At 46.6% G+C, this 25534-nt stretch carries 24 protein-coding genes; 8 read left to right on the top strand and 16 right to left on the bottom strand.

What is annotated here, in order from left to right:
* Positions 1-18: 18 nt before the first annotated feature.
* Positions 19-900 (top strand): AEC family transporter, encoded by an 882-nt coding sequence (locus AB4167_RS05470; protein ID WP_048613709.1) that lies wholly within the window; start codon positions 19-21, stop codon positions 898-900.
* Here AB4167_RS05470 and AB4167_RS05465 read toward each other — a convergent pair.
* The 9 genes from AB4167_RS05465 to puuE all read right to left on the bottom strand — a co-directional run bounded on the left by AB4167_RS05465 (position 897) and on the right by puuE (position 7998).
* Positions 897-1421, bottom strand: coding sequence for a hypothetical protein (locus tag AB4167_RS05465; protein ID WP_050632517.1), 525 nt, complete (start codon positions 1419-1421; stop codon positions 897-899). The genes AB4167_RS05470 and AB4167_RS05465 overlap by 4 nt on opposite strands.
* Positions 1422-1688: 267 nt before the next feature.
* Positions 1689-2162: a GrpB family protein gene (locus AB4167_RS05460; RefSeq protein ID WP_372136264.1), complete on the bottom strand. Its 474-nt coding sequence runs from the start codon at positions 2160-2162 to the stop codon at positions 1689-1691.
* Between the two features lie 16 nt (positions 2163-2178).
* Complete coding sequence (locus tag AB4167_RS05455; protein WP_017086627.1) at positions 2179-2418, bottom strand: hypothetical protein; 240 nt, start codon at positions 2416-2418, stop codon at positions 2179-2181.
* A gap of 250 nt (positions 2419-2668) precedes the next feature.
* Positions 2669-3229 carry a hypothetical protein gene (locus AB4167_RS05450; RefSeq protein WP_017071670.1) on the bottom strand — a complete coding sequence of 187 codons (561 nt, stop codon included), beginning with the start codon at positions 3227-3229 and terminating at the stop codon, positions 2669-2671.
* Positions 3230-3522: 293 nt separating this feature from the next.
* The gene (locus AB4167_RS05445) at positions 3523-4839 is read right to left on the bottom strand and encodes a urate hydroxylase PuuD (protein WP_061037654.1); all 1317 of its coding nucleotides are present in this window, start codon (positions 4837-4839) and stop codon (positions 3523-3525) included.
* Positions 4840-4853: 14 nt separating this feature from the next.
* Positions 4854-5414: an ureidoglycolate lyase gene (locus tag AB4167_RS05440; protein WP_372136263.1), complete on the bottom strand. Its 561-nt coding sequence runs from the start codon at positions 5412-5414 to the stop codon at positions 4854-4856.
* Between the two features lie 14 nt (positions 5415-5428).
* A complete protein-coding gene (gene alc / locus AB4167_RS05435; RefSeq protein ID WP_017069066.1) occupies positions 5429-6415 on the bottom strand; it encodes an allantoicase in 987 nt (328 codons plus the stop codon).
* A 123-nt stretch (positions 6416-6538) separates the two neighbouring features.
* On the bottom strand, positions 6539-7054 hold the full coding sequence (gene uraD, locus AB4167_RS05430; protein WP_017061596.1) for a 2-oxo-4-hydroxy-4-carboxy-5-ureidoimidazoline decarboxylase: 516 nt from the start codon (positions 7052-7054) through the stop codon (positions 6539-6541).
* Between the two features lie 23 nt (positions 7055-7077).
* On the bottom strand, positions 7078-7998 hold the full coding sequence (gene puuE / locus AB4167_RS05425) for an allantoinase PuuE (RefSeq protein ID WP_372073888.1): 921 nt from the start codon (positions 7996-7998) through the stop codon (positions 7078-7080).
* A 426-nt stretch (positions 7999-8424) separates the two neighbouring features.
* Here puuE and uraH point away from each other — a divergent pair, with 426 nt between their 5' ends.
* From uraH to AB4167_RS05405, 4 genes are all read left to right on the top strand, one after another.
* On the top strand, positions 8425-8778 hold the full coding sequence (gene uraH, locus AB4167_RS05420) for a hydroxyisourate hydrolase (RefSeq protein ID WP_017076963.1): 354 nt from the start codon (positions 8425-8427) through the stop codon (positions 8776-8778).
* 245 nt (positions 8779-9023) lie between these two features.
* A complete protein-coding gene (locus AB4167_RS05415; protein WP_372136262.1) occupies positions 9024-10367 on the top strand; it encodes an NCS2 family permease in 1344 nt (447 codons plus the stop codon).
* Between the two features lie 224 nt (positions 10368-10591).
* Entirely contained in the window at positions 10592-12043 is a 1452-nt protein-coding gene (locus AB4167_RS05410) for a nucleobase:cation symporter-2 family protein (protein ID WP_372136261.1), read from the top strand.
* 161 nt (positions 12044-12204) lie between these two features.
* On the top strand, positions 12205-13566 hold the full coding sequence (locus AB4167_RS05405; RefSeq protein WP_372136260.1) for an 8-oxoguanine deaminase: 1362 nt from the start codon (positions 12205-12207) through the stop codon (positions 13564-13566).
* An 86-nt stretch (positions 13567-13652) separates the two neighbouring features.
* Here AB4167_RS05405 and AB4167_RS05400 read toward each other — a convergent pair whose 3' ends face one another.
* From AB4167_RS05400 to gcl, 6 genes are all read right to left on the bottom strand, one after another.
* Positions 13653-15089 carry an amidohydrolase gene (locus AB4167_RS05400; protein WP_372136259.1) on the bottom strand — a complete coding sequence of 479 codons (1437 nt, stop codon included), beginning with the start codon at positions 15087-15089 and terminating at the stop codon, positions 13653-13655.
* A 239-nt stretch (positions 15090-15328) separates the two neighbouring features.
* Positions 15329-15937 (bottom strand): TetR/AcrR family transcriptional regulator, encoded by a 609-nt coding sequence (locus AB4167_RS05395; RefSeq protein ID WP_102332259.1) that lies wholly within the window; start codon positions 15935-15937, stop codon positions 15329-15331.
* A gap of 163 nt (positions 15938-16100) precedes the next feature.
* Positions 16101-17411 (bottom strand): glycerate kinase, encoded by a 1311-nt coding sequence (locus AB4167_RS05390; RefSeq protein WP_372136258.1) that lies wholly within the window; start codon positions 17409-17411, stop codon positions 16101-16103.
* Positions 17412-17598: 187 nt separating this feature from the next.
* The gene (locus AB4167_RS05385) at positions 17599-18495 is read right to left on the bottom strand and encodes a 2-hydroxy-3-oxopropionate reductase (protein WP_372136257.1); all 897 of its coding nucleotides are present in this window, start codon (positions 18493-18495) and stop codon (positions 17599-17601) included.
* A gap of 37 nt (positions 18496-18532) precedes the next feature.
* Positions 18533-19309, bottom strand: a complete 777-nt coding sequence (hyi, locus tag AB4167_RS05380) for a hydroxypyruvate isomerase (RefSeq protein WP_102291463.1) — start codon at positions 19307-19309, stop codon at positions 18533-18535.
* A 152-nt stretch (positions 19310-19461) separates the two neighbouring features.
* Positions 19462-21234 (bottom strand): glyoxylate carboligase, encoded by a 1773-nt coding sequence (gene gcl / locus AB4167_RS05375; protein WP_372136256.1) that lies wholly within the window; start codon positions 21232-21234, stop codon positions 19462-19464.
* Positions 21235-21548: 314 nt separating this feature from the next.
* On the opposite strand from gcl, the gene aceB reads away from it, so the two are divergent.
* Positions 21549-23174, top strand: a complete 1626-nt coding sequence (gene aceB, locus AB4167_RS05370; RefSeq protein WP_372136255.1) for a malate synthase A — start codon at positions 21549-21551, stop codon at positions 23172-23174.
* A 101-nt stretch (positions 23175-23275) separates the two neighbouring features.
* Positions 23276-23716 carry a heme-binding protein gene (locus AB4167_RS05365; RefSeq protein WP_008220964.1) on the top strand — a complete coding sequence of 147 codons (441 nt, stop codon included), beginning with the start codon at positions 23276-23278 and terminating at the stop codon, positions 23714-23716.
* A gap of 99 nt (positions 23717-23815) precedes the next feature.
* On the opposite strand, the gene AB4167_RS05360 is transcribed toward AB4167_RS05365, so the two are convergent.
* Positions 23816-24298: a MarR family winged helix-turn-helix transcriptional regulator gene (locus tag AB4167_RS05360; RefSeq protein ID WP_017061583.1), complete on the bottom strand. Its 483-nt coding sequence runs from the start codon at positions 24296-24298 to the stop codon at positions 23816-23818.
* A gap of 123 nt (positions 24299-24421) precedes the next feature.
* Here AB4167_RS05360 and AB4167_RS05355 point away from each other — a divergent pair, with 123 nt between their 5' ends.
* Positions 24422-25315 carry a DMT family transporter gene (locus tag AB4167_RS05355; RefSeq protein ID WP_017071977.1) on the top strand — a complete coding sequence of 298 codons (894 nt, stop codon included), beginning with the start codon at positions 24422-24424 and terminating at the stop codon, positions 25313-25315.
* Positions 25316-25534: the final 219 nt, after the last annotated feature.

Below are 25534 nucleotides of genomic sequence, written 5' to 3'. Positions count from 1 at the left end.
AATCTAGAAAGGAATTCTATGTTCGAACAGGTCGTCAGCATTCTGTTTCCCGTTTTTGCTTTAGCCAGTGCTGGCTTTGCGGTGGGTCGTTGGCTCAAGCCCGATTTCAAACCGATCAATCGCATCAACATGGATGTGTGTATTCCTGCTTTGGTGTTTGCATCGCTAACCACCATGCCTCTCGACACAGAACAACTGCCACTCATTACCGCCTCTTTGGTCGCGGTGTTGGTTCCTGCTTTATTGATGATACCAATCTGTAAGATCTTTAAGCTCAACTTCAAAGCTTGGGCTCCGCCACACATGTTCCGCAACAGCGGCAACCTCGCGATTCCTCTGTTCACGTATACCTTTGGCGAAAGCGCGTTAGCTCCTGCAGTACTGCTGTTTGTGGTGTCAGCATGTGTCCATATTAGTGTTGGCTTGGCGCTGTTGAGTGAAGGTAATCCGATCAAACAGATCCTCAAGATGCCGATATTCTTAGCCGCAGCATTAGCGATGACGCTCAACCTGTCTGGAATTGCAGTGTGGAATCCAATCTACGAAGCCACCTCACTACTCGGCCAAGCAGCCGTGCCTATCATGCTGTTGTCGTTGGGTTCGCAAATGGTGAACTTGAAGCTAAGCGGACTCAAAGTTGGCTTGCTGTGTACGGCTCAATCGCTGTTTACTGGTGCCATCGCCTTCGCCATCATCTACTTCTTTATCCCGCTGCCAACGCTGCACCTACAAATGATGGTGCTGTTCACCATGCTGCCACCTGCCGTGATGAACTACCTGTTCGCTGAACGGTTCAATGTCGAGCCGCCTAAAGTCGCATCTATGGTGTTGTTCGGCAACTTCCTAAGTGTGGTTACCTTGCCTATTTTACTGTCGTTCGCGCTGTCTATGTCGAACTAATTATTTGCGCACTTATCCAGTTTAAGCTCTGCCGTCACTTTAGTAAGGCGCAGAGCAATAGCGAAACAGACTAAGTAAGGACTTACATACCAGAAGAGGCTTTCTAGTGGCTGCTTCACCTGCGCTTCTCTGGTTTTTATGTATTGGTTTTTCTGCTTCTCATACTGACTCAGCATACCATCCACCCACACGGCATCGCTTTCAACCAGCGACACGCTCGGCGCAGGAACCGTAAAATCCGATGCGTTGGGTAACAGGGTAAAATCGACATCTTTGAACGTGATTGCCGTATTCAAATACCACAAACACGCTTCGTGGTGCTGAGCGTGACTATCTAAAGATGGCTGGCCGGTGCAGGTATCACTTCTTAATTTATCCAAAGAAAACTGCTGAACCGACTCTAAAATCGCCACCGCTCTGGTTTGTTCTGTTTCAACCCAATCACCCGCTACTTTCGCACGAATCTCAGACACTGCGCCCAGCATCCCGATACCCGCCAAGAACGGCCATAAATAATCCATAAGCTTCCATTTGCGTCGGCTCAAGTTGAACCCACACCAAATCGGAAGATGAAAAAGGAGCGTTAGCCCAAGCGATAGCAAAACGAAATTCAAGGAGCTAGAGAGCATGAGTTCGCTATCAAAGAAGTTCTTCATAATGAGAGACTTGCCTGTATAACAAAGAGAAATTTGATACTAAATTCGATATTTGAAAGGAGTGTGAGGGGAAAGTAAAAACAGCACAAAAAGTTAGGATTTGGATGAATAATATCCAATCGAAACTTGTTGTTATTTCAAAGCCAACACATGCTCGATAAAAGCCGACTTCTTTTCACGGTACTCTTCTTGCGACCAATCTTCACAAGACATTTTGAGGGTGTTGTATTGCTCCACTAATGCCGGATTCGCACGTAGCTTGTCACGAAACCTTAGAAAACATTCGAACTCAGAACCATTGGCAACTACTTGCAAGGCCACGTCATGTCCTGATGTAGACTCCAACATGCACAGCTCCGGCGTTCTTAAGGTATCGAGTTTCTCATTGAAGCCGAGTGTTGTGAGTTGTTCAATGGCGTACTCAAGTTCACTCGATTCAATACCGACGAATATATCCAAGTCGCCTTTAGATACTGCAGATGGAATAGAAGATGCACCTACGTGCTCAACTCTCGCGTTAGGGATTAGCTTTTTGATGTCACGTTCGTATCGGATAAACAGCTCGTTGCAAGCTGCTTGGTATTGTTCCGCGGGATAAAATTTCATATATCCTTACTCCGAATCACAAACTATTGAACACACCAATTGCTAACAGAAGCAACACGATGCTAATAGCTCCGATATAAGAGATTCTGGTTCGCTCTTTTTCAGTTGGAATCAATGGGGGGAAGCGCCCCAATGTGAATACTTTACAAACTATCCAGCCAGCTCCGTAACCAATGAACTCAATCAATATCGACTGAAACAGATACCTAAAGAATGAGCTCAATGCCCTAAAATACGCGACTATCAAGTCTTCCATTTTTTGTCCTAACTAAAGTCAATTTGGACTAAAAGTGCCATGGGTAGGTATTCACATCAAGTGCTAAATATAGAACTAAATTCATATGCTTGAATAACGCAAAAGCAATATTCGCTAGATAATCGAGAAAGAAATTAACTTAAAATGCCTGAGTTGGTCAGTGTCACGAGTCCAAACTCACGGCTTCACCAATAATAGTAAGCATTGCAAAGCAAACTACACATTTAAAATACATCTCAAAAAAGGCTTCTCAAGCTTGTAGCTTAGTTAACACTTTAATCGCAGACTCACCAAACGATCCATCTGGATGCTGCTTAGTATTCAAAAAAAAGTGACGCAATACGACATAATAAGTCTCTCTAACTGCAAAGATTAGATCCTTAATCTCATCCGGACTCAATGAATTATCCCTTAGTACAGATCTGTCATCATACCTCATATCTGTATGAGCAATAATTTTACTCCGAATATCTAGTACTTTCTGTACTGAAGTAGAATACGAGTGGAGACTTTGAGAGATTATATCTACTATTCTAGTGTGCCCATTAGCTGTTAAATTATCTTTTAAGCTTCGAATACTTGAAGATCTACTGTCGTTATCGAAAATTCGTCCCAAAGCCAATAGCATAGCCAAACTATGTGCTTCGTATGACGCATGTAGATAATAATTATACTCCTCTGACTCGAACTCCTTTTTAAATTTTGTCCTATTTTCAGAAACACCTAGTTCCCACCATATTTCTCTGTGCCTCGCAGCTTCATCAATAGACAGTTTCAAATCATTTAGTATTTTTTCAGTTTCTTTGTTCATAATTCCCTAATTACAGCTGGACGTACTCAACAAATGAAGTGTTACACAGAATTCCTAAAGTTTAAAACAACTCTTTTAAATCAAAAATAACAGAAGCTTACAGAGCGTTCTTACTGAAAAATCCATCTATAATCGGACTAAATGATGTACCTACTTTTATCTGTCCAAAAACAAAAAGCCCCGGTTATAGGAACCGGGGAAACAGGGTGGGATGAGTTTGGCGCGTGCCCGTAAACCAAACTCTCCCCAAGCCTCACCTAAGACTCATGCTCTTAGGTAAAGGATTTACATCATTATTGAAGCGTAGCGCCTTGCTCTACCCAAGTGCCGATCAGTGCGCGTTCTTCGTCAGTCATTTGAGTCATGTTGCCGAGCGGCATCACCTTAGTTGTTACGGTTTGAGCAACAATCCTTGGGACGTTGGCTTTGATCTCTTCTGGCGTATCAAACATCACACCACCTGGCGCAGCAGCAAAAGCGGCGTGGCTCGGGGTTGATGAGTGACACACAGAACAGCGCTCTTGAATGACTTTGTTGATGGTTTCAAAGCTGACGCCTGCGCTAGCAGTTTGCATTGCGTGGTCTGCTGGTGCGGCCTGAGAACTAGTCGTTGAAGCGGTGTCGTTTGCAGCAAGTTCTTCTGTCGCTGATTCAGTCGCGCTGACTTGCACTTCTTGAACCACTGGTGCTTGCACAACCGGAGTCATCTGCTTTTTCGCATAAGGTGAGGTAACAAACGCGAGCGTGATCATACCCAATGCTGCTACTGGTATTGTCCATGCAAACTTCTGACTACCATGACGGGTGTTGAAGTAGTGACGCACCAAGATACTGAAAATCGCGAGGCCAGCAAGGATCAACCAGTTGTATTCCGAGCCGTAAGTGCTTGGAAAGTGGTTACTGATCATGATGAACAGCACTGGCAGTGTCATGTAGTTGTTGTGACGAGAGCGCAGTAGGCCTTTCGCTGGCAGTGCCGGATCCGGTTCACGCTTCTCTTCAATCGCTTTCACCAAGTTGCGTTGTGCAGGCATGATAACGCGGAATACGTTACCCACCATGATGGTACCAATGATCGCACCCACGTGGATGTAGGCACCACGACCACTGAACACTTGAGTTAGGCCGTACGTAGCAGCAACGAGCAGCACAAACAACACAACGCCAAGTAACACGGGGGTTTTACCTAATGGTGAGTCACACAGTAAGTCATAGATAAACCAACCGGCAACGAATGAACCAATACCAATCGCGATTGCCGTTGTTGAATCAAGGCCAGAGCCCGGTGCAATCAGGTAAATCTCAGCGTTGAGGTAGTAAACCACACCCAGTAGACACACACCGGTGATCCACGTGAAGTAGGCTTCCCATTTGAACCAGTGCAGGTGCTCTGGCATCTCTGGTGGCGCAAGTTTGTACTTCTCTAGGTGATAAATACCACCGCCGTGAATTGCCCATAGGTCGCCTGAAAGGCCAGTTTTTGGGTTTACTCGGTTAAGGTTGTTCTCTAACCAAACAAAGTAAAATGATGCGCCTATCCATGCAACACCAACAATCATGTGAGCCCAGCGTATTGCTAAGTTCAACCATTCTGTAATATGCGGATCCATAATAAACTCCTGTATCACAACGCTTTAGCTAAGCGTTGCTCTTCCTTGTTGTCTTCCGTTGGCATATCTTCCAAATGCAATGCCACTAGGTCGTTCTCAAAATAAACTTCATCACAGTTGTGTCCTTCTCCGCCTCTATCGACGATCAAGAACTGGTCTTGATCGGTGAGGGCGAGCACTGGGTGATGCCACACCCCTTTGTGATAGTTCACTCCTTGACGACCGTTGCTCAAGAAAGCTCGGCTATTGGCTAATGTTGGCTCGTCGCCTTTTGGCGCAACAACAATTAAATAGGGTTGACCAAGTAATGGAATGAATGCCTGAGAGCCAAGTGGATGACGCTCTAACATTTTGATGGTCAGTGGGTAGCTCAACGGTGTGGCTTGGAAGATGCTGATGATGGCTTCTCCATCTTGGTCTTGCACATCCGTTGTCGCTAGCTTGTGGTAGCGACGTGTTGATCCACTATTGATCATGAAGAAATCACTATTATCAGACTCGATAACATCACCAAACTCAGTAAAAGCATGCTTAGTTAACGGTTCGATAGTTAAACGACGTATTCCATTACTCATACTCATTTCCTTACCTATTTCGCTTTCGTACCAAATAGACGCAAACGGCTAATACCACCATCTGGGAATATGTTTGCACGTACGTGGGTAATCGCACCAAGGTCGTTTACCTCAGAAATGAATTCGTGAATCTCGTGCGCTTGCAGCTTTTGAGCAGGCAGTAGTTCACGCCAGAATAGGCTTTGTGTTTCCACTTGATCGTCGGTACCGCCTTTCACATAAGCCGCTTGGATTGAGCAGCTGTCTGGGTAGTTACCTTTGAAGTGTGCCGTATCCACAACGATACGTTCGATATTACCTGGGTGGCCTAATGCCACGATTACCCAATCATTACCCGGCGTGCGACGGCGCGCTGTTTCCCAGCCATCACCCATGTTTTCACCGCGGCCTGGGCCTAAGATGTTGGCTTTATTACCGTAGTGCTCATCACTACATGCCAGTGCTCGGCCACCGTGCTCAACGGCTGCTAGGTCAACTTGTTGCTGAGAATCTATTGCGTCCCAATCCACGCTTGGTCGGCCATAAACACGTAGACGTGCGACACCGCCGTCTGGGTAGATGTTCAAACGTAGGTGCGTAAATACTTGGTCACTTTCGATGTCTTCAAGATGATGATGATCACCCTGTAGTGCCATTGAAGGCAGAATTTCTTGCCACTCTGTTGAATCTGTTGGCTCACCTTGTGGTGAATAACACGCGTCGATTGATGCCGAAGGTGGGAAGTTACCTGTGAAGAATGAGGTATCAATATCAACGCCAGCAATGGTGCCAGCTAGGCCAAGGCGAACGACACAGTAGTCGTAACCTTCGCCGCGTTTGCGTCTGCTTTCCCAGCCGTCCATCCACTTGCCGTTGTCGTCATATAAGTCGTCTTTCCACTCTGGCGCTGCGTGGCTGAGTAGACGGCTTTTATCTGCGAAAAAATCGTCGGTTGCGAAGATAGCTTCTGCGCCGAGTTTTTCGTCTGCAAGGTTTATGTACTGTTCAAATTTATGGGTCATGTCCGTGTAATCCTATGAAATTAATCAAGTAATAATAAAATGAGAACTTAGTGGCTTATGTTTTTACAAATCAAACCTTTAACGCACTAAGACTGGGCTGAGATAGCTGTTAACTCCGTTAACTTACATATCCCAGAGACGAAACATCGCGATCTTGTTGATCTCTTGAATCGCCGTAGCAAACTCAGTTTCACTATCATTTCCTAATCGCATCTCGAACGACTCAAGAATTTGGTAACGATTGGCTCCCTTCACCGCCATGATAAAAGGGAAATTGAAGCGACTTTTGTAGCTGTTGTTGTAAGAAGTGAATTTTTCAAATTCTTCGGCGCTGCACTGGTCGATGCCCGCCCCCGCTTGTTCTTTGGTCGACGACTCGGTGAGTTCGCCGTTTACTGCTGCTCTGCCCGCTAAATCTGGGTGAGCATTGATCAAAGCCAACTGTTTGCCTTGGTCGGCATTTAACAAGGTTGATGCCATTTTTAGATGAAGATTCTCGATATGATCATCTTCGGCATTCAAACCTTGGTCATAAACCGCTTCAGCAACCCATGGGCTGTGTTCGTACACATCAGCAAAGTGCGCGACAAAGGTATCGCGGTTCATGGTTGTTGGTTGGCAAGATCGAAATTCAGTCACGTTAAGCCTCCTTGCTGTTCGTTCTAATTTTGTTGTTCGTTGTATGGGTGATGTTGGTGCCAGTGGTTGGCGATATCGATTCGACGACAAAGCCACACGCTGTCATGCTGTTTTACGTAATCTAAGAAACGTCTTAATGCAGCAATACGACCGGGACGACCAATAAGACGACAATGCAGTCCTACCGACATCATTTTCGGTGCGGTTTCGCCTTCCATATAAAGGGTGTCAAAAGTGTCTTTTAAATACTGGAAGAACTGCTCACCAGAGTTGAAGCCTTGCGCTGTTGAAAAGCGCATATCGTTTACATCGAGTGTGTAAGGGATCACCAGTTGTGGATCACCGGTTTCGGTGTGCCAATAAGGCAGGTCATCATCATAGGCATCTGAGTCGTAAAGAAAGCCGCCTTCTTCTGCGACTAAGCGACGCGTATTTGGACCCGTTCGACCTGTGTACCAACCTTGCGGGCGCTGACCCGTCACTTGTTGGATGATCTCAATCGCTTTAGTCATGTGGTCGCGCTCTTCTGACTCATCAATGTATTGATAGTCGATCCAGCGATAACCGTGGCTACAAATTTCGTGGCCCGCTTCGACCATAGCTTTGGCAACGTCTGGGTGACGCTCAATCGCCATTGCGACAGCAAATACGGTCAGTGGGATTTCATATTCATCGAACAAGCGAAGAACACGCCACACACCCGCACGGCTACCATATTCATAGATGGATTCCATGCTCATGTGACGTTCGCCTTTGATCGGCTGTGCTGACGGGATCTCTGAGAGAAAGGCTTCAGACTCGTCGTCTCCATGTAACAAACAACGCTCACCGCCCTCTTCATAGTTCAATACAAAAGAAACCGCGACGCGCGCATTACCTGGCCATTGAGGGTTGGGAGGGTTAGCTCCGTAACCGATCAAATTTCTTGAATAATCCTTATTCATCCAAGTACTCCTAACATAAGTGGTTGGCTTAGCCGCTCTTTAGCTGGTTCATCAATATGATTCTTCTATTGGTGATTCCGCTATTGGTTATTTCAAAACCGAGTAACCTTACCCCTGTACATTTATTGTATACAATTATTTATCTCTATGTAAAGATTTTGTTATTCAAGTTAAATTTTGTTACTTTTGTAATTTAAAAACAATAACTTAACAAATCACAACCTCACCAAAAAACGATAATCAGGATCTATAAAGCCAGAAAAAAAGACACAATAGTTTACATTTTTCCAACAATTCGCTTTACTAATTGTGTACAGTTCGTACATAGTTAGTGATAACAAAGTGACCAGTTGCACTCTTTTGCAAGGTCGAAATGGATACATAAACCACGGAACAGAGGAGCGCCAAAAGCGCTATTAAAGGACTATGGGAAGATTAACAACACACGTATTAGACACCACACACGGCTTGCCTGGCGCAGAGATCAAGGTAGAGCTTTATAAGGTAAACGAAGACTCAACAGAAAAGCTGGCGACGGTACTCACCAACTCCGATGGCCGAACCGATGCGCCGATTCTGGCAGGAAATGATTTCCGACCGGGGAAATACCAATTGGTGTTTTACGTCGCCGATTACTACAGAAGCAAAGGCGTGGAGCTGGATGGCGTACCCTTCCTAGATGATGTGGTTATTCGCTTTGGTCTAGATGATCCAGACGCGCACTACCACGTTCCTCTTCTCGTCTCGCCTTACAGTTTCTCAACCTATCGGGGCAGTTAGTCCCGTGACCTAGAACTTCGAACTAGGCTCAATCACCAAATATTAAACAGATTCACGTGTACACCCCAAAGGTGTGCACCCACTAAACACGCTCATATAAAAATACTAACAACGTTATTAGTTAGAAGTTGATGACTAAACAACAGATAACTAAAGAAATAACGGCTAGGAAAAAACCTTAAAACTTAATATTGAAATCTCGCTGTATTCAATAAATGGATCACAACATAAAAGGACTTGCTGACATGAGTGAGAGTAAAACAGAAATACTCAACCAAGATGCGAACAACGGAATTTTAGAGAAACTCTTTAAGATTAAGGCACACGGAAGCAGCGTAAAAAATGAGTTAGTCGGCGGTGTCACCACCTTCGCAACCATGGCTTATATCATCTTCGTTAACCCACAAATTATGGCCGCTTCAGGTATGGATGCAGGGGCTGTATTTGTCGCTACCTGTATTGGTGCCGCGATTGGTTGTTTGTTAATGGGCTTATTCGCGAACTGGCCTGTCGGCCTTGCACCGGGCATGGGCTTGAACGCCTTCTTCTCTTTCACGGTTGTGAGCAAAATGGGTTACAGCTGGGAGGTGGCACTGGGTGCGGTGTTTATCTCCGGTATCTTGTTTGTCGGGATGAGTTTTTACAAAGTCCGCCAATGGATCATCGAGAGTATTCCAGAGAGCTTGCGCTATTCAATGACTGCAGGTGTTGGTTTGTTCTTAGGTCTAATTGGCTTAAAAACAGCGGGTATCGTCGTCGAAAACCCAGCAACTTTGGTTTCATTGGGTGACTTCACGAAACCAGAAGCTCTGCTTGCTGCGATTGCATTCTTGATCATTGCGGTTCTGAGTGAGCGTAAAGTGTTTGGCGCGGTGCTTATCGGTATTTTGAGTGTAACGCTAGTCGGCATGATGCTTGGCCTAGTTCACTACGATGGCTTCTTCGCTGCACCACCAAGCTTAGCGCCTACCTTTATGGCAATGGATATCGCCGGTGCACTAAACGTATCGATGATCAGCGTTATCTTGGCTTTCCTTTTTGTAAACATGTTTGATACAGCTGGTACCTTGATGGGCGTAGCTGAGCGTGCAAACCTGACCAACCCTGAAACGGGCAAGATTGAAGGCCTAAGCAAAGCACTTAAAGCCGACAGTATTTCAAGCGTGGCAGGTGCGTGTGTAGGCTGTCCGCCAGTAACCAGTTATGTAGAGAGTGCAGCCGGTGTTGCAGCAGGCGCACGTACAGGTCTTTCAGCAATCGTGGTTGGTGTGTTGTTCTTAGCGGCAATTTTCCTATCACCGCTTGCAGGCATGATCCCCGCTTACGCAACGTCTGGTGCTCTTATTTACGTCGCATTCGTGATGATGAGCAGCATGCAGCACGTCGATTGGAAAGACTTCACTAACGGTGCTCCAGCCGCGATTACCGCACTAATGATGCCACTGACCTTCTCTATCGCGAACGGTATCGCATTGGGTTTCATTACCTACACAGTGCTTAAGTTGGCGACAGGTAAAACCAAAGATGTGTCTATCTCGATGTACTTCCTAGCGGCTATCTTCATCGCCAAGCTAGTGTTCATCGGTTAACCCTAAAGCTCCTGAGCAGTCATTTCTTGATTGCTCACAACGTTGCTTGGCTGGTTCGCAAGCCAAGCAACAACATGATTTTTAAGAAAGCTAATTGCATTGATGACGAAAGAGTAGAAACCCTACCGATTCAGTGCACTTTTTTATGACCCTACGCAGTTTGTAGAAGTCATTATTTGACCGCCAATCGCCTGTAAACGGAAACGCAGGCAGAGGAATATCAAATGAAACTTCTGTACACCCTTAATGAAAGACCGCCCCATGGGCTAACCCTTCTACTCGCTTTACAGCACATGCTCGCCTCGATTGGTGGCATCGTCGCTGTCCCTCTTATTGTCGGTGCCTCCATCGGTCTACCCAACACAGAGATCGTTTCACTGATCAATGCGGCGCTATTGGCTTCTGGTATTGTGACTGTCGCGCAATGTCTCGGTTTTGGCCCTGTTGGTATTCGACTGCCTGTTGTAATGGGCTCAAGCTTTGCCTTTTTAGGGGTCGCTATTTCGATCGGTAACGAAGGTGGTGTCGCCGCTATCATGGGCTCGGCGCTTATCGGTTCATTCGTGGTAATTGGTGCCAGCTTCTACATGGACAAGGTTCGCAAGCTGTTCCCGACAGTGGTAAGTGGTGTGGTGGTTACCCTAATCGGTTTAACCATTTTACCGGTTGCCATGAACTGGGTTGGCGATTCTCCTGCCAACACGGAACAATTCGCCACCCTACCTAAACTGTTTCTCGCACTGGTTTCTTTGGGGATCGTGATTGGCGTATCGGTTTACTGTAAAGGCGCGGTTGCGGCCTCCGCTATCGTGATTGGCCTAGCAGGTGGTTACATTGTGGCGCTGTCACTCGGCATGGTCGATCTTGAGCAGATCAGCTCTGCTGCTTGGGTCGGTGGCCCAGAACCACTCAAGTATGGCTTTACGTTTTCTGCTAGTGCCATCATCAGCATGAGCTTGGTGTACATCGTGGTTATCGCTGAAGCAACCGGTGACTTCATGGCGCTTGGCAACAACTGCCAAACCCAAGTATCCGGTAAAGACTTAAAACGTGGTCTTCTAGGCGATGGTCTTGGTAGTACCTTGTCTTCGATTTTAACAGCGATGCCACTAGCGTCATTCAGCCAAAACGTCGGCATTGTTGGTATCACAGGTGTGGCAAGTCGCTATGTAGTAGCTGCAACCGGTGGTTTATTAATTTTAGGTGGTTTATTCCCGAAATTAGCCGCTATTGCCGTCACGATTCCGAAACCTGTTTTGGGTGGTGTGGGCTTTGTGATGTTCGGGATGATTGCTTACGCGGGTATCCGCATGTTGATCAAGGCCGCAGACACCAAGCGAAATGCCTTGGTAATCTGTGTAGGTTTAGCGTCTGGCTTAGCCGTCACCTTCGAACCAAGATTGCTTCAACATTTGCCACACGATTTGGCCAATTTCCTTCACTCTGGCATTACGACTGGCACCATCATGACGGTTGTTCTTAACCTTGTATTGCCTAAATCTTCACGCGCAGAAGAACAAGAAGCGTTAGCCGAAAGCCAAGCGCAAGTTGAGCTAGAAATGAAAGAACAAGCAGAAGAAGAACTACACTCAAACGAGCAATTAGAAATTCAACAAGCAACAACAGAAACTGAAGTTCAAACGGCATCAGATAACCCTGAGCCAAAAACGAACTAGATAAATCGCTAACGAGCGTAAAACCGATTTCCGTAGAATCACGGGCGTAACGATAACAGTGAATGTCTCATCGCCCTTGATTTGAATTTATCTTTCAACAACAAATACCAAATAAAGACCCTCTTCCCTGAAAAGGCTGAGATGGCTAAGGACTACTATGAATGGAAACCATCTGGATTAAGAATCCTCTCGCAATCTACACTGGCTCGCAGGCTGATGCAGAAGGCGGAATCGTCATAAAAGGTAATAAAATCATTGAACTGGTTGGCAAACACAAAGAGCCGACCTTACCCGTAGATTACAGCGTCGACGCCTCTCGTCATGTTGTGACTCCTGGGCTTATCAATGCGCACCACCACTTCTATCAAACCCTAACGCGAGCCTACCCCGGCGCACTCAATAAAGAACTCTTCCATTGGCTACAAAGCCTCTACCCAGTTTGGGCCAACCTCGATTCGGAGATGATGAGCCTCGCAACAGAGCTTGCTCTGGTTGAGCTGATGATGTCGGGCTGTACCACTGCTTCCGATCACCATTACTTGCTGCCAAACGGGCTTGAGCACGCTATTGATTTGCAAGTCGAGGCCGCAGAGAAACTGGGCGTTAGAGCGATATTTACCCGAGGTTCCATGAGCCTAGGGGAAGATGAGGGTGGATTGCCACCAAGACACACCATTCAAACCGAACAAACCATCATTGATGACAGCCAGCGCTTGATTCGTGATTACCACCAGCGTGATGAAGGGGCGATGATTCAAATCGCGCTCGCGCCTTGTTCGCCGTTCTCAGTCACTACCGACCTGATGAAAGAGACCGCCAAGATCAGTGAGCGTGAAAACGTCATGATGCACACGCACCTATGCGAAACGCTCGATGAAGAAGACTTCTGTATAGAGAAGTTTGGCTTGCGCCCAGTTGATTACCTAGAAGATGTGGGTTGGCTGAACGAGCGCACTTGGCTCGCTCATGGTATTCACTTCAATCCAGAAGAGATCAAACGTTTGGGTAAAGCAGGCATTGGTATCAGTCACTGCCCAACTTCCAATATGATGTTGGCTTCCGGTATTTGTAAAAACAACGATCTAGAAGCAGCAGGCGTAAAAGTCGGGCTAGGTGTGGATGGTTCGGCCTCAAACGACGGCTCTAATATGATTGCCGAAGTGCGCATGGCGATGTATCTACAACGCCTGCAATATGGTTCCGCCAACGTTTCACACTTTGATGCATTACGCTGGGCGACATCCGGTTCTGCCGCGGCAATGGGCAGAACCGACATTGGTACACTAGAGGTTGGCAAACAAGCCGATATCGCGATGTTCAAGCTCGATGATATTCGTTTTTCTGGCAGCCACGACCCACTGGCCGCATTACTACTTTGTGGTGCTCAACAAGCGGATAAAGTGATGGTTGCAGGTAAGTGGCGAGTGAACGATGGCGCTGTGATTGGCGTAGACATGGAACAACTAATGCACCGCCACCATGCAGCTGCAATGAAGCTAGGTAAACTGGCGATGAATAATTAAATACTCTCTAACTAGAAAAGCGAAAAAAGGCCGACGTGATGTCGGCCTTGTTCATTCAGTTCGATTTTTAGAAACCGATTTACATCTTAATCCATCAAGCTCTTCGACTTAATCGCCTTCTTAGAAAGCTCTTTGGCAAAGGCTTTGATATCTGTTTCAAACTCATCGACGCTTTGGCGGATTTCATCCAGTTGAACGGTTTGCATTACACGGTTTTCCATTACGATTTGGCCGTTCACAATCGTCGTGTCGATGTTGCTTGGGTTCGCTTGGTAAACCAAGGTCGCGTAAGGGTCGTAATTTGGCATCATGTTCGCTGATGTTGTCTCTACAATCACGATGTCTGCCTTCTTACCCGCTTCAAGAGAACCGATTTGATCTTCCATGTGTAGGGCTTTCGCGCCACCTAATGTCGCCATCTCGATAACTTGCTCAGGAATCATGATAGTGCGGTCAGAATGCTTTAAACGTTGCATGTTCGCTGCGTAGCTTAATGTGCGCATGATATCGACTTGGTTAGAGCTCATTGGGCCATCTGTTCCTAAGCCTACTCGCATGTCAGCACGGTACATATCCCATGCTGGTGCGATGCCAGTTGCACCTTTAGCGTTCGCCATTGGGTTGTATGAGATACCCGCGTCAGCTTGCTTGAGAAGCTTTTGATCGTTCTCCGAAAGATGGATACCGTGAGCAATGACTACGCGCTCGTCCAGCACACCAATTTCATCCATGTATTCGACTGGCGATGTTGCCTTAGTTTCATCTTTGATGCGTTTCTCTTCATTTGGGAATTCAGCAACGTGAATCAGCACTGGCACATCGTATTGAGCAGACAGCTTGTTGATTTCTTGCAGCTTATCTTTACTCACGGTGTACACCGCGTGTGGTGCATAAGCAGGTGTGATTAACTCATCGTTTTTGTATTGTTCGATAAAACCCTTCGCGTAATCAATTCCACCGTAAGGTTCTTTGGCATCGACCACCGGGAACTTAATCACGGTTTCGCCGAGCACGGCGCGCAAGCCAACTTCTTTGGTCGCCTTGGCCATTTCGTCCATGTGGTAGTACATATCGGCGTAAGTGGTCACACCGCTTTGTGCCAATTCGATCGAGCCAAGCTTAGTCGCGTTGTAAATCAGTTCACGGCTTAGCTTTTCGGCTTCTAGAGGGAAGAAGTAAGCGAACAGACGATTCGAAATACCCTCTTCCCCTAAGCCACGAAACGCGATCATCGGTAAATGGTTGTGCGCGTTCACCATACCCGGCATAACGATTCCATCTTGAGCATCAATCACCTTTTCAGCGCGATATTGAGTGATCAAATCCTCGTTACCAACTGCGATAATCTGGTCGTCTTTCACCACTACCACACCATCTTCAATCACATCCATTTCTGAATTGATGGTGAGAACCTGTCCGTTGGTGATGATCAGATCAGCGTTGTATGTTTGCGTCGCGACCGTTGAACCGCAACCTGCAAGCAGAACTGCGCTGATGGTGCATGCCAAGCTTTTAAGCGTCATTGCTAAACCTTAATGTTGTGCGTGTAATATTGTTAGCGGCTTCATCTATAAGTTTCCAGCTTTTCGCTTTTCAGAAGAGTAAGTGCCGCCAATTTTCGCGATACTATAACCTGTCATTTAAATAAAATGGCATACCTAATCGAACCGAATTCAAGATAAATGAGTTATTGCACAACAGGTCACAAAAGAGGTTCTGTGCTTATAGTCACTCACACACCTAGATAAACGTTCAAACAACATTAGCTTTTCACACCACAGCCTTTAATCACTAACTGTGTGATGAACTGAGCGGCATCGGCATAGTCTTTATCATCGAGTTGGTCCTTCTGCATCACGCTGCAAATCTGCCAGCCAAAATCGGCGTAGGTTTGAGTTGCCGCCCAGATGGTAAACATCAGGTGATGAGCGGGAACATCGTCCATTAAGCCTTGCGCTGACCATGTCGAGAACTTATCAAGAATCATCTGGGATTGCTTATACAGCTCGTCACCAATCTCTTTCGGCAGCACTTTCGCGCCAGACATCACTTCATTGGCAAATACCTTAGAGGCATGTGGATGATCGCGAGAAATGATCAGCTTGGTTTGAATATATTGAGACAAAGCTTCAACAGGATCGCTGAGCTCTTCAATCGGACGAGACGCTTCTAGTAAGGGTTGAGTGACGGTTTCAAGCACAGCGTTGTAGAGCTTATCTTTAGAGCTGAAATAATAGAATACGTTAGGCTTGGGAATGTCGGCCGCTTTCGCGATATCGGCCATTTTTGTTGCAGCATAACCATGAGTGGCGAATTGTTCACACGCGACTTCGATGATTAAATCTTGATTCTTTTGTCTGATCCTAGACATATTGCATCCTTTACAGCTCGTTACTAAAATCATAGTAATCAACGTGCTTCATTAGTCCAGAAGATAATCTCAGAACTCAAGGTCACCGCATTGATAACAATAAAATGGCCGCTCTATTTGTTAAGAAGCGACCATTCCATACCGTGTTTTTGAACTGTTCAAGTTAAAGAATCAATATCGCGCGGAAGTCATTCACATTGGTCAGCGTTGGCCCCGTGGTTAGAAGCACATCGACTTGTTCGAAGAAATCGTAACTGTTATTCGCATCGAGGTAATCTTGCGCTTTAAGCGACAGGCTCGAACCTTGCTGCCATGTTTGAGGTGTGATCCACGCACCCGCATTATCTTCCACGCCATCAATCCCGTCGGTATCGGCAGCCAATGCAAATATGTTGTCTTGGCCTTTGAGCTCGTTATACAAGCTTAAAAGGAACTCACAGTTACGCCCACCGCGACCATTTCCCTTAACGGTTACCGTGGTTTCCCCGCCGGAAAGTATCACGCAAGGCGTCTCGAATGGGTGCTTGTTATTAGCCACTTGCTTAGCCAGCGCTGCATGAACCTTCGCCACTTCTCGCGCTTCTCCCTCTATGCAATCACTCAACACATAAGCCGGAATACCTAAGCCTTCAGCTTCTGCTGCAGCGGATTCCAATGCCGACATCGGGGTGGCGATAATATGGTGCTCCGCGTTCTTCCAACAGGCATCATCTGGCTTAATGGTCTCTGACTCTGGATTATTTAGCCATTCAAATGCCGAGCGTGGTGTTTCTATTTGATAACGTTCTAAAATGGCCATCGCATCAAAACGCGTGGTGGTGTCGGGTACGGTTGGGCCCGATGCAATCACACTGATGTCATCACCCGGCACGTCCGAAATCGCCAGTGACACAACTCTTGCTGGATACGCAGCTTTGGCGAGTCGACCACCTTTTATCGAAGATAGATGTTTGCGCACACAGTTCATCTCATCAATGGCGGCGCCTGATTTAAGCAGCGCCTTATTGATTTGTTGCTTCTCTGCTAGGCTGATGTCACCACCGGGTAAGCTTAATAGTGCAGAGCCGCCACCCGACAATAGACAAATAACCGTGTCGTCAGCGCTCAAGCCACTCACCAATTGCAGCATACGTTGGCTCACTTCTAAGCCCATCGCATCTGGCACGGGGTGCGCAGCTTCAATCACTTCGATATGTTCGCAAGGGGCGGTGTGTTCGTAGCGGGTCACGACTAAGCCTTCAAGATCACGCAGTGCGAGATCTTGCTGTTGTTTAACTTGCCAGACGGCTTCGAGCTCAGCGGCCATCGACGCGGCTGCTTTACCTGCTCCTATAACGACAGTTCGCCCAGCTTGGTTAGCAGAGCGATAAAAAATGTCTTTAGGAAGAAAAGGTTCGATGTGATTTTTAGGTAGCGCCTGATTAACAGCACTTGAGAAAAGGGTTTGCAGAAACTGCTTAGCATCAATGTCCATCAGCCACTCCTTAGTTGACGGAGAAAAAAAGAACCCCGATACAAGGCCAAAGGGTGCCTGCTAAGATCAAGTTGGAAAGGAACAACTTCAACCTCTGCCTCGTATCAGGAACGCGTATAAAAGGAGACGAAACTACGCGATTTATAAACAAACTGTTGGGCTACGAATCGATAGCAGCCTTAATTAATTAGCGAATCGAGTGATCAGAACGTTTCTCAATCGCTTGAATAAGCGCAGAGTGGTCCCAACCTTCACCGCCCATTTCGGCACACTCGCCAAACAGCTCTTGTGCATTTGCCGTGTTCGGTAGCGCAACCCCTAGCTCCTGTGCGCCCGTTAGCGCAAGATTTAAGTCTTTTTGGTGAAGTGAGATTCTAAAGCCAGGGTCAAATGTGCCTTCAACCATACGCTCACCGTGCACTTCCAATATCTTAGAGTTAGCAAAGCCACCTAATAAAGCCTGACGTACTCGCGCTGGATCAGCGCCTGCTTTCGAAGCAAAGACTAACGCCTCAGACACGGCTTCGATATTCAGAGCAACAATGATCTGGTTCGCCACCTTACAGGTTTGACCCGCACCGTTGTCGCCCACCAGCGTAATATTCTTACCCATGATTTCAAATAGCGGACGTGCTTTGTCAAAGGCGTCTTGCTCACCACCAACCATGATAGTCAGCGCTGCATTAATAGCGCCTACTTCGCCACCTGATACCGGTGCATCAAGGTATGACGCCACGCCTTCGTTGATTCGCGCTGCGATTGCTTTGGTCGCGATTGGCGAGATCGAACTCATGTCGATAACCAGTTTCCCCGTTGCGCCACCCGCCGTTAGGCCTTTCTCGACGCCGTTGTCACCAAACAGGACATCTTCAACTTGTGGTGTATTCGGCACCATTAGGATAATGATATCTGCTGCTTCAGCCGCTTCCGCTGGTGAATGACAGACCGTTGCGCCCGCTGCCACAAGGTCGGCAGGTGCTGCATTAAAGTGATCCGACAGAATCAAATCGTGACCTGCTTTTTGAAGGTTACTCGCCATAGGTTTACCCATGATGCCAGTTCCGATAAATGCAATTTTAGACATGTTGTTCTCCTTAACGTTTGAGGGTTACCAGACGCAATTAACGGTACTGGTGTAGCCAACCAAGGCCTTCTGTCGTCGTTGTTTTTGGCTTGTATTCGCAGCCAACCCAGCCTTGATAGCCAAGCTCATCAAGATAATTGAGCACGAATGGGTAATTGATTTCACCAGTACCCGGTTCGTGTCGGCCTGGGTTATCCGCCAGTTGCACGTGTGCGATTTGGCCAATGTTTTGTTGCATGGTCGGCGTAAGATCGCCTTCCATAATTTGCATGTGATAAATATCGTATTGGATAGAAAGGTTATCGCTCCCTACCTCTTTGATGATCGCTTTGGCTTGCTCAGTCGTGTTCAAGAAGAAGCCCGGAATATCACGGGTGTTGATCGCTTCTATCACTAGGCTAATGCCTTCTGCTGCTAACGCGTTTGCCGCGTAATGCAGGTTAATCACAAACGCCGATTGCGCATCTTGTTGGGTCACACCTTGCGGAACAATCCCGGCCAAGCAATTCACTTGAGTACAACCGAGCGCTTTTGCGTAAGCGATAGCTTTAGGTACACCCGCTTGAAACTCTTCAACTCGTGCTGGGTCTACCGCGATACCACGGTCGCCAGCGCCCCAATCACCCGCAGGCAAGTTAAATAGCACTTGCTCTAGGTTATTAGCGTCGAGCTTTGCTTTGATCGCCTGAGCATCAAAGGCGTAAGGGAAAAGGTATTCCACACCTTGAAAGCCCGCTTCTGCGGCGGCCTCAAAGCGATCCATAAAATCAACTTCCGTGAATAACATTGACAAGTTTGCTGCAAATTTTGCCATGACTCTGTCCTTATTCTTTATTTGGTGAAACTATGACTGTTTAGTGAAGCAACGGTTATTTGGTGGAGCTACGTTTGCTTAGTAAGCCTCGCTCTATTGGAGACTTTCCGTAGAGCTAAACCTCAGCTCTACGGATACACATTACTTAATGATTACTTGTACGCTAACGCTGTTGGGGCATCGCCACGGCTTTCGGCAAGCGGTTCAAATTCGTTAATAGCATTGATCTCAACGCCCATCGCAATGTTGGTTACTCGCTCAAGAATCAACTCAACAACAACCGGGACCTTATGCTTGTTCATCAGCTCTTTGGCTTGCTCAAACGCAGCGGCAATTTGGTCTGGTTCACGAACTCGAATTGCCTTACAACCTAGGCCTTCAACAACGGCAACATGGTCAACACCGTAGCCTTCAAGCTCTGGTGCATTCTGGTTATCGAACGCCAGTTGTACACAATAGTCGATATCAAATTGGCGCTGTGCTTGGCGAATCAAACCTAGATACGAGTTGTTCACCAACACATGGATGTATGGCAAGTTGAACTGCGCGCCGACGGCCAGTTCTTCAATCATGAATTGGAAATCATAGTCACCAGAGATAGCGACAATATCGCGATTTGGATCGGCCGCTCGTACACCCAATGCGGCTGGTGTTGTCCAACCCAATGGGCCAGCTTGACCACAGTTGATCCAGTTACGCGGCTTATAAACATGCAGGAACTGAGCGGCAGCAATTTGCGACAAACCAATGGTGCTCACATAACAAGTGTCACGACCAAATGCCTTGTTCATCTCTTCATAAACACGCATCGGTTTCATTGGCGCTTCATCGAAATTGGTTTTACGCAGCATGGTCGACTTGCGTTCCTGACACTCACTTGCCCAAGCATTTCGGTTCGGCAGCTTGCCAGCATCACGCCACTCTTGCGCCACTTCAACCATTAGCTCTAGTGCTGCTTTCGCATCAGAGACAATGCCTAAATCAGGACAGAACACACGGCCTATTTGGGTTGGTTCAATGTCTACATGTACGAACTTTCGGCCTTCGGTGTAAACATCCACAGAACCGGTATGACGGTTAGCCCAGCGGTTACCAACACCAAACACAAAATCAGAATTAAGCATGGTTTCATTGCCATAACGGTGAGAAGTTTGTAGCCCTACCATACCCGCCATTAACTCATGATCATCCGGAATCGAGCCCCAACCCATTAAGGTTGGAATCACAGGAACACCAGTGATCTCGGCAAACTGCTGCAACAATTCAGACGCGCCAGCGTTAATCACGCCACCACCAGATACAATCAGCGGTTTTTCAGATTGAGACATCATGGTTAATGCTTTCTCAACCTGCGCGCGTGTCGCTTTTGGTTTGTATGGTTCAAGCGGCTCATAGGTATCGATATCAAACTCAATCTCAGCCAGCTGAACATCAATCGGTAGATCAATCAGGATTGGACCCGGGCGACCCGAACGCATTAAATGAAAGGCTTTTTGGAATGCGCGTGGCACTTGTGCAGGTTCCAGCACCGTAGTCGCCCACTTAGTCACTGGTTTAGCGATAGATTCAATATCGACCGCTTGAAAATCTTCTTTGTGAAGACGAGCACGTGGCGCTTGGCCTGTAATACATAGGATTGGGATTGAATCTGCAGACGCCGAATAAAGCCCCGTGATCATGTCCGTTCCCGCAGGGCCAGAGGTACCAATACACACACCGATATTGTCTTGATTGGTACGCGTGTACCCTTCGGCCATATGCGATGCACCCTCTACATGTCGAGCTAAGACGTGGTCGATTCCTCCGAGCTTTTTCATCGCTGCGTACATTGGATTTATCGCTGCGCCGGGAACACCAAATGCGATGTCTACTCCTTCACGTTTAAGCACCTCTACCGCTGCTTCAATCGCTTTCATAATTGCCATTCGAACCTCCAGATCAGATTGTATACAATTAAACTAACTTTTGTGTACTATGAATCATCCTCAGCATTTATCAAGTCCAATTTGAAACAATTTTGTTACATCAACCTATCCTATTGAACAGCAATTAGGCCTGAAAAGCTTACAATTCATTGCTTTACATAAAATATCTTTACGTAAAAATAAATCACAAAAAGATCAAATGATAAATAAATGTTAAATATCATTTGCTTGTTTACAATTTCTACAATATAAATATCGTTAAAAAGAGCACTTTGTATACAAAATTAAATCATATTGTGTAAAGGAGACAGACAATGATGAATGACGTGAAAGAAAGAGAAGAAACGCTGTGTATGCAGGTACTTGGGAATATGGACAACCCCGAGTACAAAGAGATCTTGTCTAAAGATGCATTAAAGTTCTTAGAAGCCCTTGTTAATAAGTTTGGAGATCGCCGTCATACCCTGCTAAATGACCGTGACATAAAACAAGCTCAATATGACAACGGTGAGTTACCTAATTTCAGAAAGGACACCATATCCATTCGTCAGAATAAAGAATGGAAAGTGGCAACACCGCCGCCAGACTTACTGGATCGACGCGTAGAGATCACCGGACCTATCGAAAGAAAGATGGTGATCAACGCGCTAAATTCAGGCGCAAAAGTCTTCATGTGTTGCTTTGAGGATGCGTCTTCCCCGACTTGGGCCAATATGGTCGAAGGGCAAATCAACCTAAGAGACGCCAACCTTGGCACCATTAGTTACTTCGATGAGAAAAAGCAGAAGAGTTACCAATTAAACGACGATCCTGCACTGCTGATCGCACGCCCACGAGGGATCCACCTTCCTGAGCAATCCATCCAATTCAACAATCAGCCTATCGGCGGTTGCTTGATGGACTTCGCCTTGTACTTTTTCCATAACTATCAATCACGAGCACAACAAGGTTTAGGGGTTTACTACTACATTCCCAAGCTTGAGAGCATGGAAGAAGCACAGTGGTGGGACGATGTTTTCAGCTTCACCGAAAACTATTTCCACGTACCCAAAGGCACCATTCGTGCGACGGTTTTGATTGAGACGCTTCCAGCCGTATTCCAAATGGAAGAGATCTTGTACGCAATGCGTGATCATATCGTGGCAATGAACTGTGGCCGTTGGGATTACATCTTCAGCTACATCAAAACGCTGAAAAACCATAAAGACCGCATCCTGCCTGACCGCCACGGGATCGGCATGGATCAAGAGTTTCTAAATGCCTATAGCCAACTGTTGGTGCGTACTTGTCATGCTCGCGGCGCACTGGCGATGGGTGGTATGTCGGCCTTTATTCCAGCGAAAGACCCGCAAGAAATGGCACGTGTAACCGCCAAGGTTATCGAAGATAAACAGAGAGAATCTCAAAACGGACACGATGGCACTTGGGTCGCGCACCCTGCACTGGTTGATTTAGCGATGTCGATCTTCGATAAGCACCTCGATGGCAAAGTAAACCAAATGGACTTCCAAAGCCCAGACCATGTGATCAATGCAGACTCTCTGCTAAAACCTTGTGAAGGCAGCCGCGACGAAGCGGGTGTGCGTAAGAATATCCGCATTGCGCTGTATTACATTGAGGCTTGGATCCAAGGCTACGGCTGTGTACCTATCTACGGCCTTATGGAAGATGCCGCGACTGCTGAGATCTCAAGAGCCAATATCTGGCAGTGGATCCACCACGGGGTAACACTCGATGATGGCCAAACCTTTACCAAATCACTATTCCACTCTTGGCTTTACCAAGAGCTAGACACGATAAAACATGAAGTCGGAGACTCGCGCTATACAGCAGGTCGATTTGAAGAGACAGCTGATCTTTTCTATCAACTTTCTACAGCCAAAGAGTTCGCTGCCTTCCTAACTTTACCCAGCTATGGGCTATTACAAGAGTCCAGTTAGGACTCTTGTACCGAGCTGAATCAGTCGATGATATTCACAACAAGCGTAATGATTGGCTGACTTAGCTTGGTACACGGCCCCTTGAAAAACTAGGAGATAACATGGGAAGTTTGACTCTACAACAAGCGTTAACCATCATCGATGGAACCTTAAAAGCAGGAAACAAGATCCACACAGAACCTTTGACGGTCGCCGTCTTAGACAGCGGTGGCAAGCTGATTTCTCTGCAACGTCAAGACGGCTCTAGCATGATGCGACCTGACATCGCCATTGCTAAAGCCTGGGGAGCACTCGCACTGGGTTGTTCCTCTAGAAAACTCGCCCAAGATGCTGATAATCGACCAGCATTTATCTCCGCCGTAAACGTACTCGCACACGGAAACATGGTGCCAGTGCCAGGGGGCCTACTGATTCGAGATAAGGATAAAACGGTACTTGGTGCGATTGGGGTCAGCGGTGACATCTCAGACATCGACGAAAGTTGCGCCATCAACGGCATTGGTTGTGCAGAACTGTTCAGTGACGAGATGCTGCAAGCTTAACTCGCCAATTCGCTGTACTTGAAGTTCTTAAACAAGCACAAAAAAACCGAAGCGATTAAGCTTCGGTTTTTTATTAAATCTAAAGGAAGATCAGAAAAACTACTCGTACGCGCTCAACCATGTTTTCAGAAGTTGATTGGTGTTCTTCTTCTGACTCGCAGACAATGATTTAACCAGTTTTTTCTGCATTTCGACATGTTCAGTCATCATTTGGTCAATCAGAATAAGACCATCTTTAGTTAACTGGACACTCACGCTGCGTCTGTCTTCTTTGCTGTGTTCACGACTGATCAGCCCTTTGGCTTCTAGCTTATCAAGGCGATTGGTCATCGCGCCAGATGTCAGCATCATGGATCCAATCAGTTCAGATGGCGTCAGTCGGTAAGGCTTCCCAGAACGTCGCAACGTCGCCAGCACATCAAACTCACCCAGCTTCATGTCGTATTTTTTATGAAGCTCGGCAACTTGCGTCTCCATATACTTGGCAATACGCATAATCCGACCCATCATTGCCATAGGCTCAGTATCTAGTTCGGGCTTTTCCTTTGCCCATTGCTCTACTACGCGGTCGATAGCATCCATTTGCAATCTCGCTCCGTTGTTAGTCTGATTACTTCAAACTAGTTTAACATAAAGATACTTTACAACCACTAGTTCTCAGTATACAGTTCACACAATAGTTATCTTAACGTAAAGATATTTTAAATGAACATATTATTAGCAATGATCCCCGCGTTCTTTTGGGGAACAACCTATGCAGTGACGCAATTTACGCTACAGGAGTGGCCACCATTATTATTGGGTGCTTTGCGTGCGTTACCTGCTGGTTTGTTATTGCTAGCAGTAAAACCAACACTGCCTAAAAAAGGCGAGTGGCAAATCATTTTCACACTGGGCCTTATCAATATCGCGACCTTCTTTGGCTTGATCTTCGTGATGGCGCTAACGCTGCCTTCGGCAATCTCTGGCGTGGGCATGATCTCCGTGCCGGTGTTCGCGATGATCTTCCACTGGGTAGTGAAAAAACAGCGCCCGCATCTGATTCAAGCCCTTTCGGGTATTGGCTTGATCACCTTAGCGTGGATACTGTTTAACCCAAGCCAAATTGCTCTGAACCCAATCGGTTTAGGCGCAATGTTTGCCGCAATAATGTGTATTGTCATCGGCAGCAGCATTACCAAGTCACTGGGTAACCGCATGCACTGGTGGAAGGTATTAACGTGGCAGTTGATTCTGGGTGGTACGATTTTGTCTGTCGCGTCTGGCGTTCATGCATTCATCGACCCGCAGCCTTATGTTAATGCCGTGACTCATTTCGATACTCGTAATGCTATGGGACTCGTGTGGGTTATTGGGCTAAACACAGCGCTGGGTTACGGCATGTATGTGTGGTTGCTACAACGTATGTCGGTGGTTGATTTCACCTTCGGTGGCATCGCAAACCCAGTGGCTGGCATCGTGACAGGCATGGTGTTAATGGGTGAATCATTCACTGCAGTACAATACTCACTAATGACCGGCATGATAGTGATGTCACTGCTACCACAACTTATCCTTGCGGTAAGACAATCCAAACAAGTTAAGCCTGTTACGCAGTAGACGCAGCCTCTTAAACGTATTGCTCAAAAACGCGCCTCATTGAGGGCGAGTTTTTTGTTGCTACGCTGAAAGCAATAACCCAACAGCCATACTAGACGAGTTGATTACTTCCTGAGCAAAATTAGACCTCACAAAGAACAATGACTTTACTCAGGCTATCTAAAGTGAATTTATTTTCTATAAAATAATCATATTAGAGATCTAATTTCCACATAAAAC

Source organism: Vibrio sp. 10N.286.49.E11, assembly GCF_041469505.1.
Taxonomy (GTDB): Bacteria; Pseudomonadota; Gammaproteobacteria; order Enterobacterales; family Vibrionaceae; genus Vibrio; species Vibrio crassostreae_C.
This window is presented reverse-complemented; position numbering and strand designations above follow the sequence as displayed.

Bases quoted from the DNA above. Each gene is read 5' to 3' on its own strand.
- AB4167_RS05445 (WP_061037654.1), bottom strand. From the start codon at position 4,839: ATGGATCCGCATATTACAGAATGGTTGAACTTAGCAATACGCTGGGCT.
- uraH (WP_017076963.1), top strand. From the start codon at position 8,425: ATGGGAAGATTAACAACACACGTATTAGACACCACACACGGCTTGCCT.
- AB4167_RS05415 (WP_372136262.1), top strand. From the start codon at position 9,024: ATGAGTGAGAGTAAAACAGAAATACTCAACCAAGATGCGAACAACGGA.
- hyi (WP_102291463.1), bottom strand. From the start codon at position 19,309: ATGGCAAAATTTGCAGCAAACTTGTCAATGTTATTCACGGAAGTTGAT.
- AB4167_RS05455 (WP_017086627.1), bottom strand. From the start codon at position 2,418: ATGGAAGACTTGATAGTCGCGTATTTTAGGGCATTGAGCTCATTCTTT.
- AB4167_RS05440 (WP_372136263.1), bottom strand. From the start codon at position 5,414: ATGAGTAATGGAATACGTCGTTTAACTATCGAACCGTTAACTAAGCAT.
- puuE (WP_372073888.1), bottom strand. From the start codon at position 7,998: ATGAATAAGGATTATTCAAGAAATTTGATCGGTTACGGAGCTAACCCT.
- AB4167_RS05465 (WP_050632517.1), bottom strand. From the start codon at position 1,421: ATGGATTATTTATGGCCGTTCTTGGCGGGTATCGGGATGCTGGGCGCA.
- AB4167_RS05390 (WP_372136258.1), bottom strand. From the start codon at position 17,411: ATGGACATTGATGCTAAGCAGTTTCTGCAAACCCTTTTCTCAAGTGCT.
- AB4167_RS05365 (WP_008220964.1), top strand. From the start codon at position 23,276: ATGGGAAGTTTGACTCTACAACAAGCGTTAACCATCATCGATGGAACC.
- AB4167_RS05460 (WP_372136264.1), bottom strand. From the start codon at position 2,162: ATGAAATTTTATCCCGCGGAACAATACCAAGCAGCTTGCAACGAGCTG.
- alc (WP_017069066.1), bottom strand. From the start codon at position 6,415: ATGACCCATAAATTTGAACAGTACATAAACCTTGCAGACGAAAAACTC.
- AB4167_RS05450 (WP_017071670.1), bottom strand. From the start codon at position 3,229: ATGAACAAAGAAACTGAAAAAATACTAAATGATTTGAAACTGTCTATT.
- AB4167_RS05470 (WP_048613709.1), top strand. From the start codon at position 19: ATGTTCGAACAGGTCGTCAGCATTCTGTTTCCCGTTTTTGCTTTAGCC.
- AB4167_RS05395 (WP_102332259.1), bottom strand. From the start codon at position 15,937: ATGTCTAGGATCAGACAAAAGAATCAAGATTTAATCATCGAAGTCGCG.
- AB4167_RS05410 (WP_372136261.1), top strand. From the start codon at position 10,592: ATGAAACTTCTGTACACCCTTAATGAAAGACCGCCCCATGGGCTAACC.
- gcl (WP_372136256.1), bottom strand. From the start codon at position 21,234: ATGGCAATTATGAAAGCGATTGAAGCAGCGGTAGAGGTGCTTAAACGT.
- AB4167_RS05360 (WP_017061583.1), bottom strand. From the start codon at position 24,298: ATGGATGCTATCGACCGCGTAGTAGAGCAATGGGCAAAGGAAAAGCCC.
- AB4167_RS05400 (WP_372136259.1), bottom strand. From the start codon at position 15,089: ATGACGCTTAAAAGCTTGGCATGCACCATCAGCGCAGTTCTGCTTGCA.
- AB4167_RS05355 (WP_017071977.1), top strand. From the start codon at position 24,422: ATGAACATATTATTAGCAATGATCCCCGCGTTCTTTTGGGGAACAACC.
- aceB (WP_372136255.1), top strand. From the start codon at position 21,549: ATGATGAATGACGTGAAAGAAAGAGAAGAAACGCTGTGTATGCAGGTA.
- AB4167_RS05385 (WP_372136257.1), bottom strand. From the start codon at position 18,495: ATGTCTAAAATTGCATTTATCGGAACTGGCATCATGGGTAAACCTATG.
- AB4167_RS05405 (WP_372136260.1), top strand. From the start codon at position 12,205: ATGGAAACCATCTGGATTAAGAATCCTCTCGCAATCTACACTGGCTCG.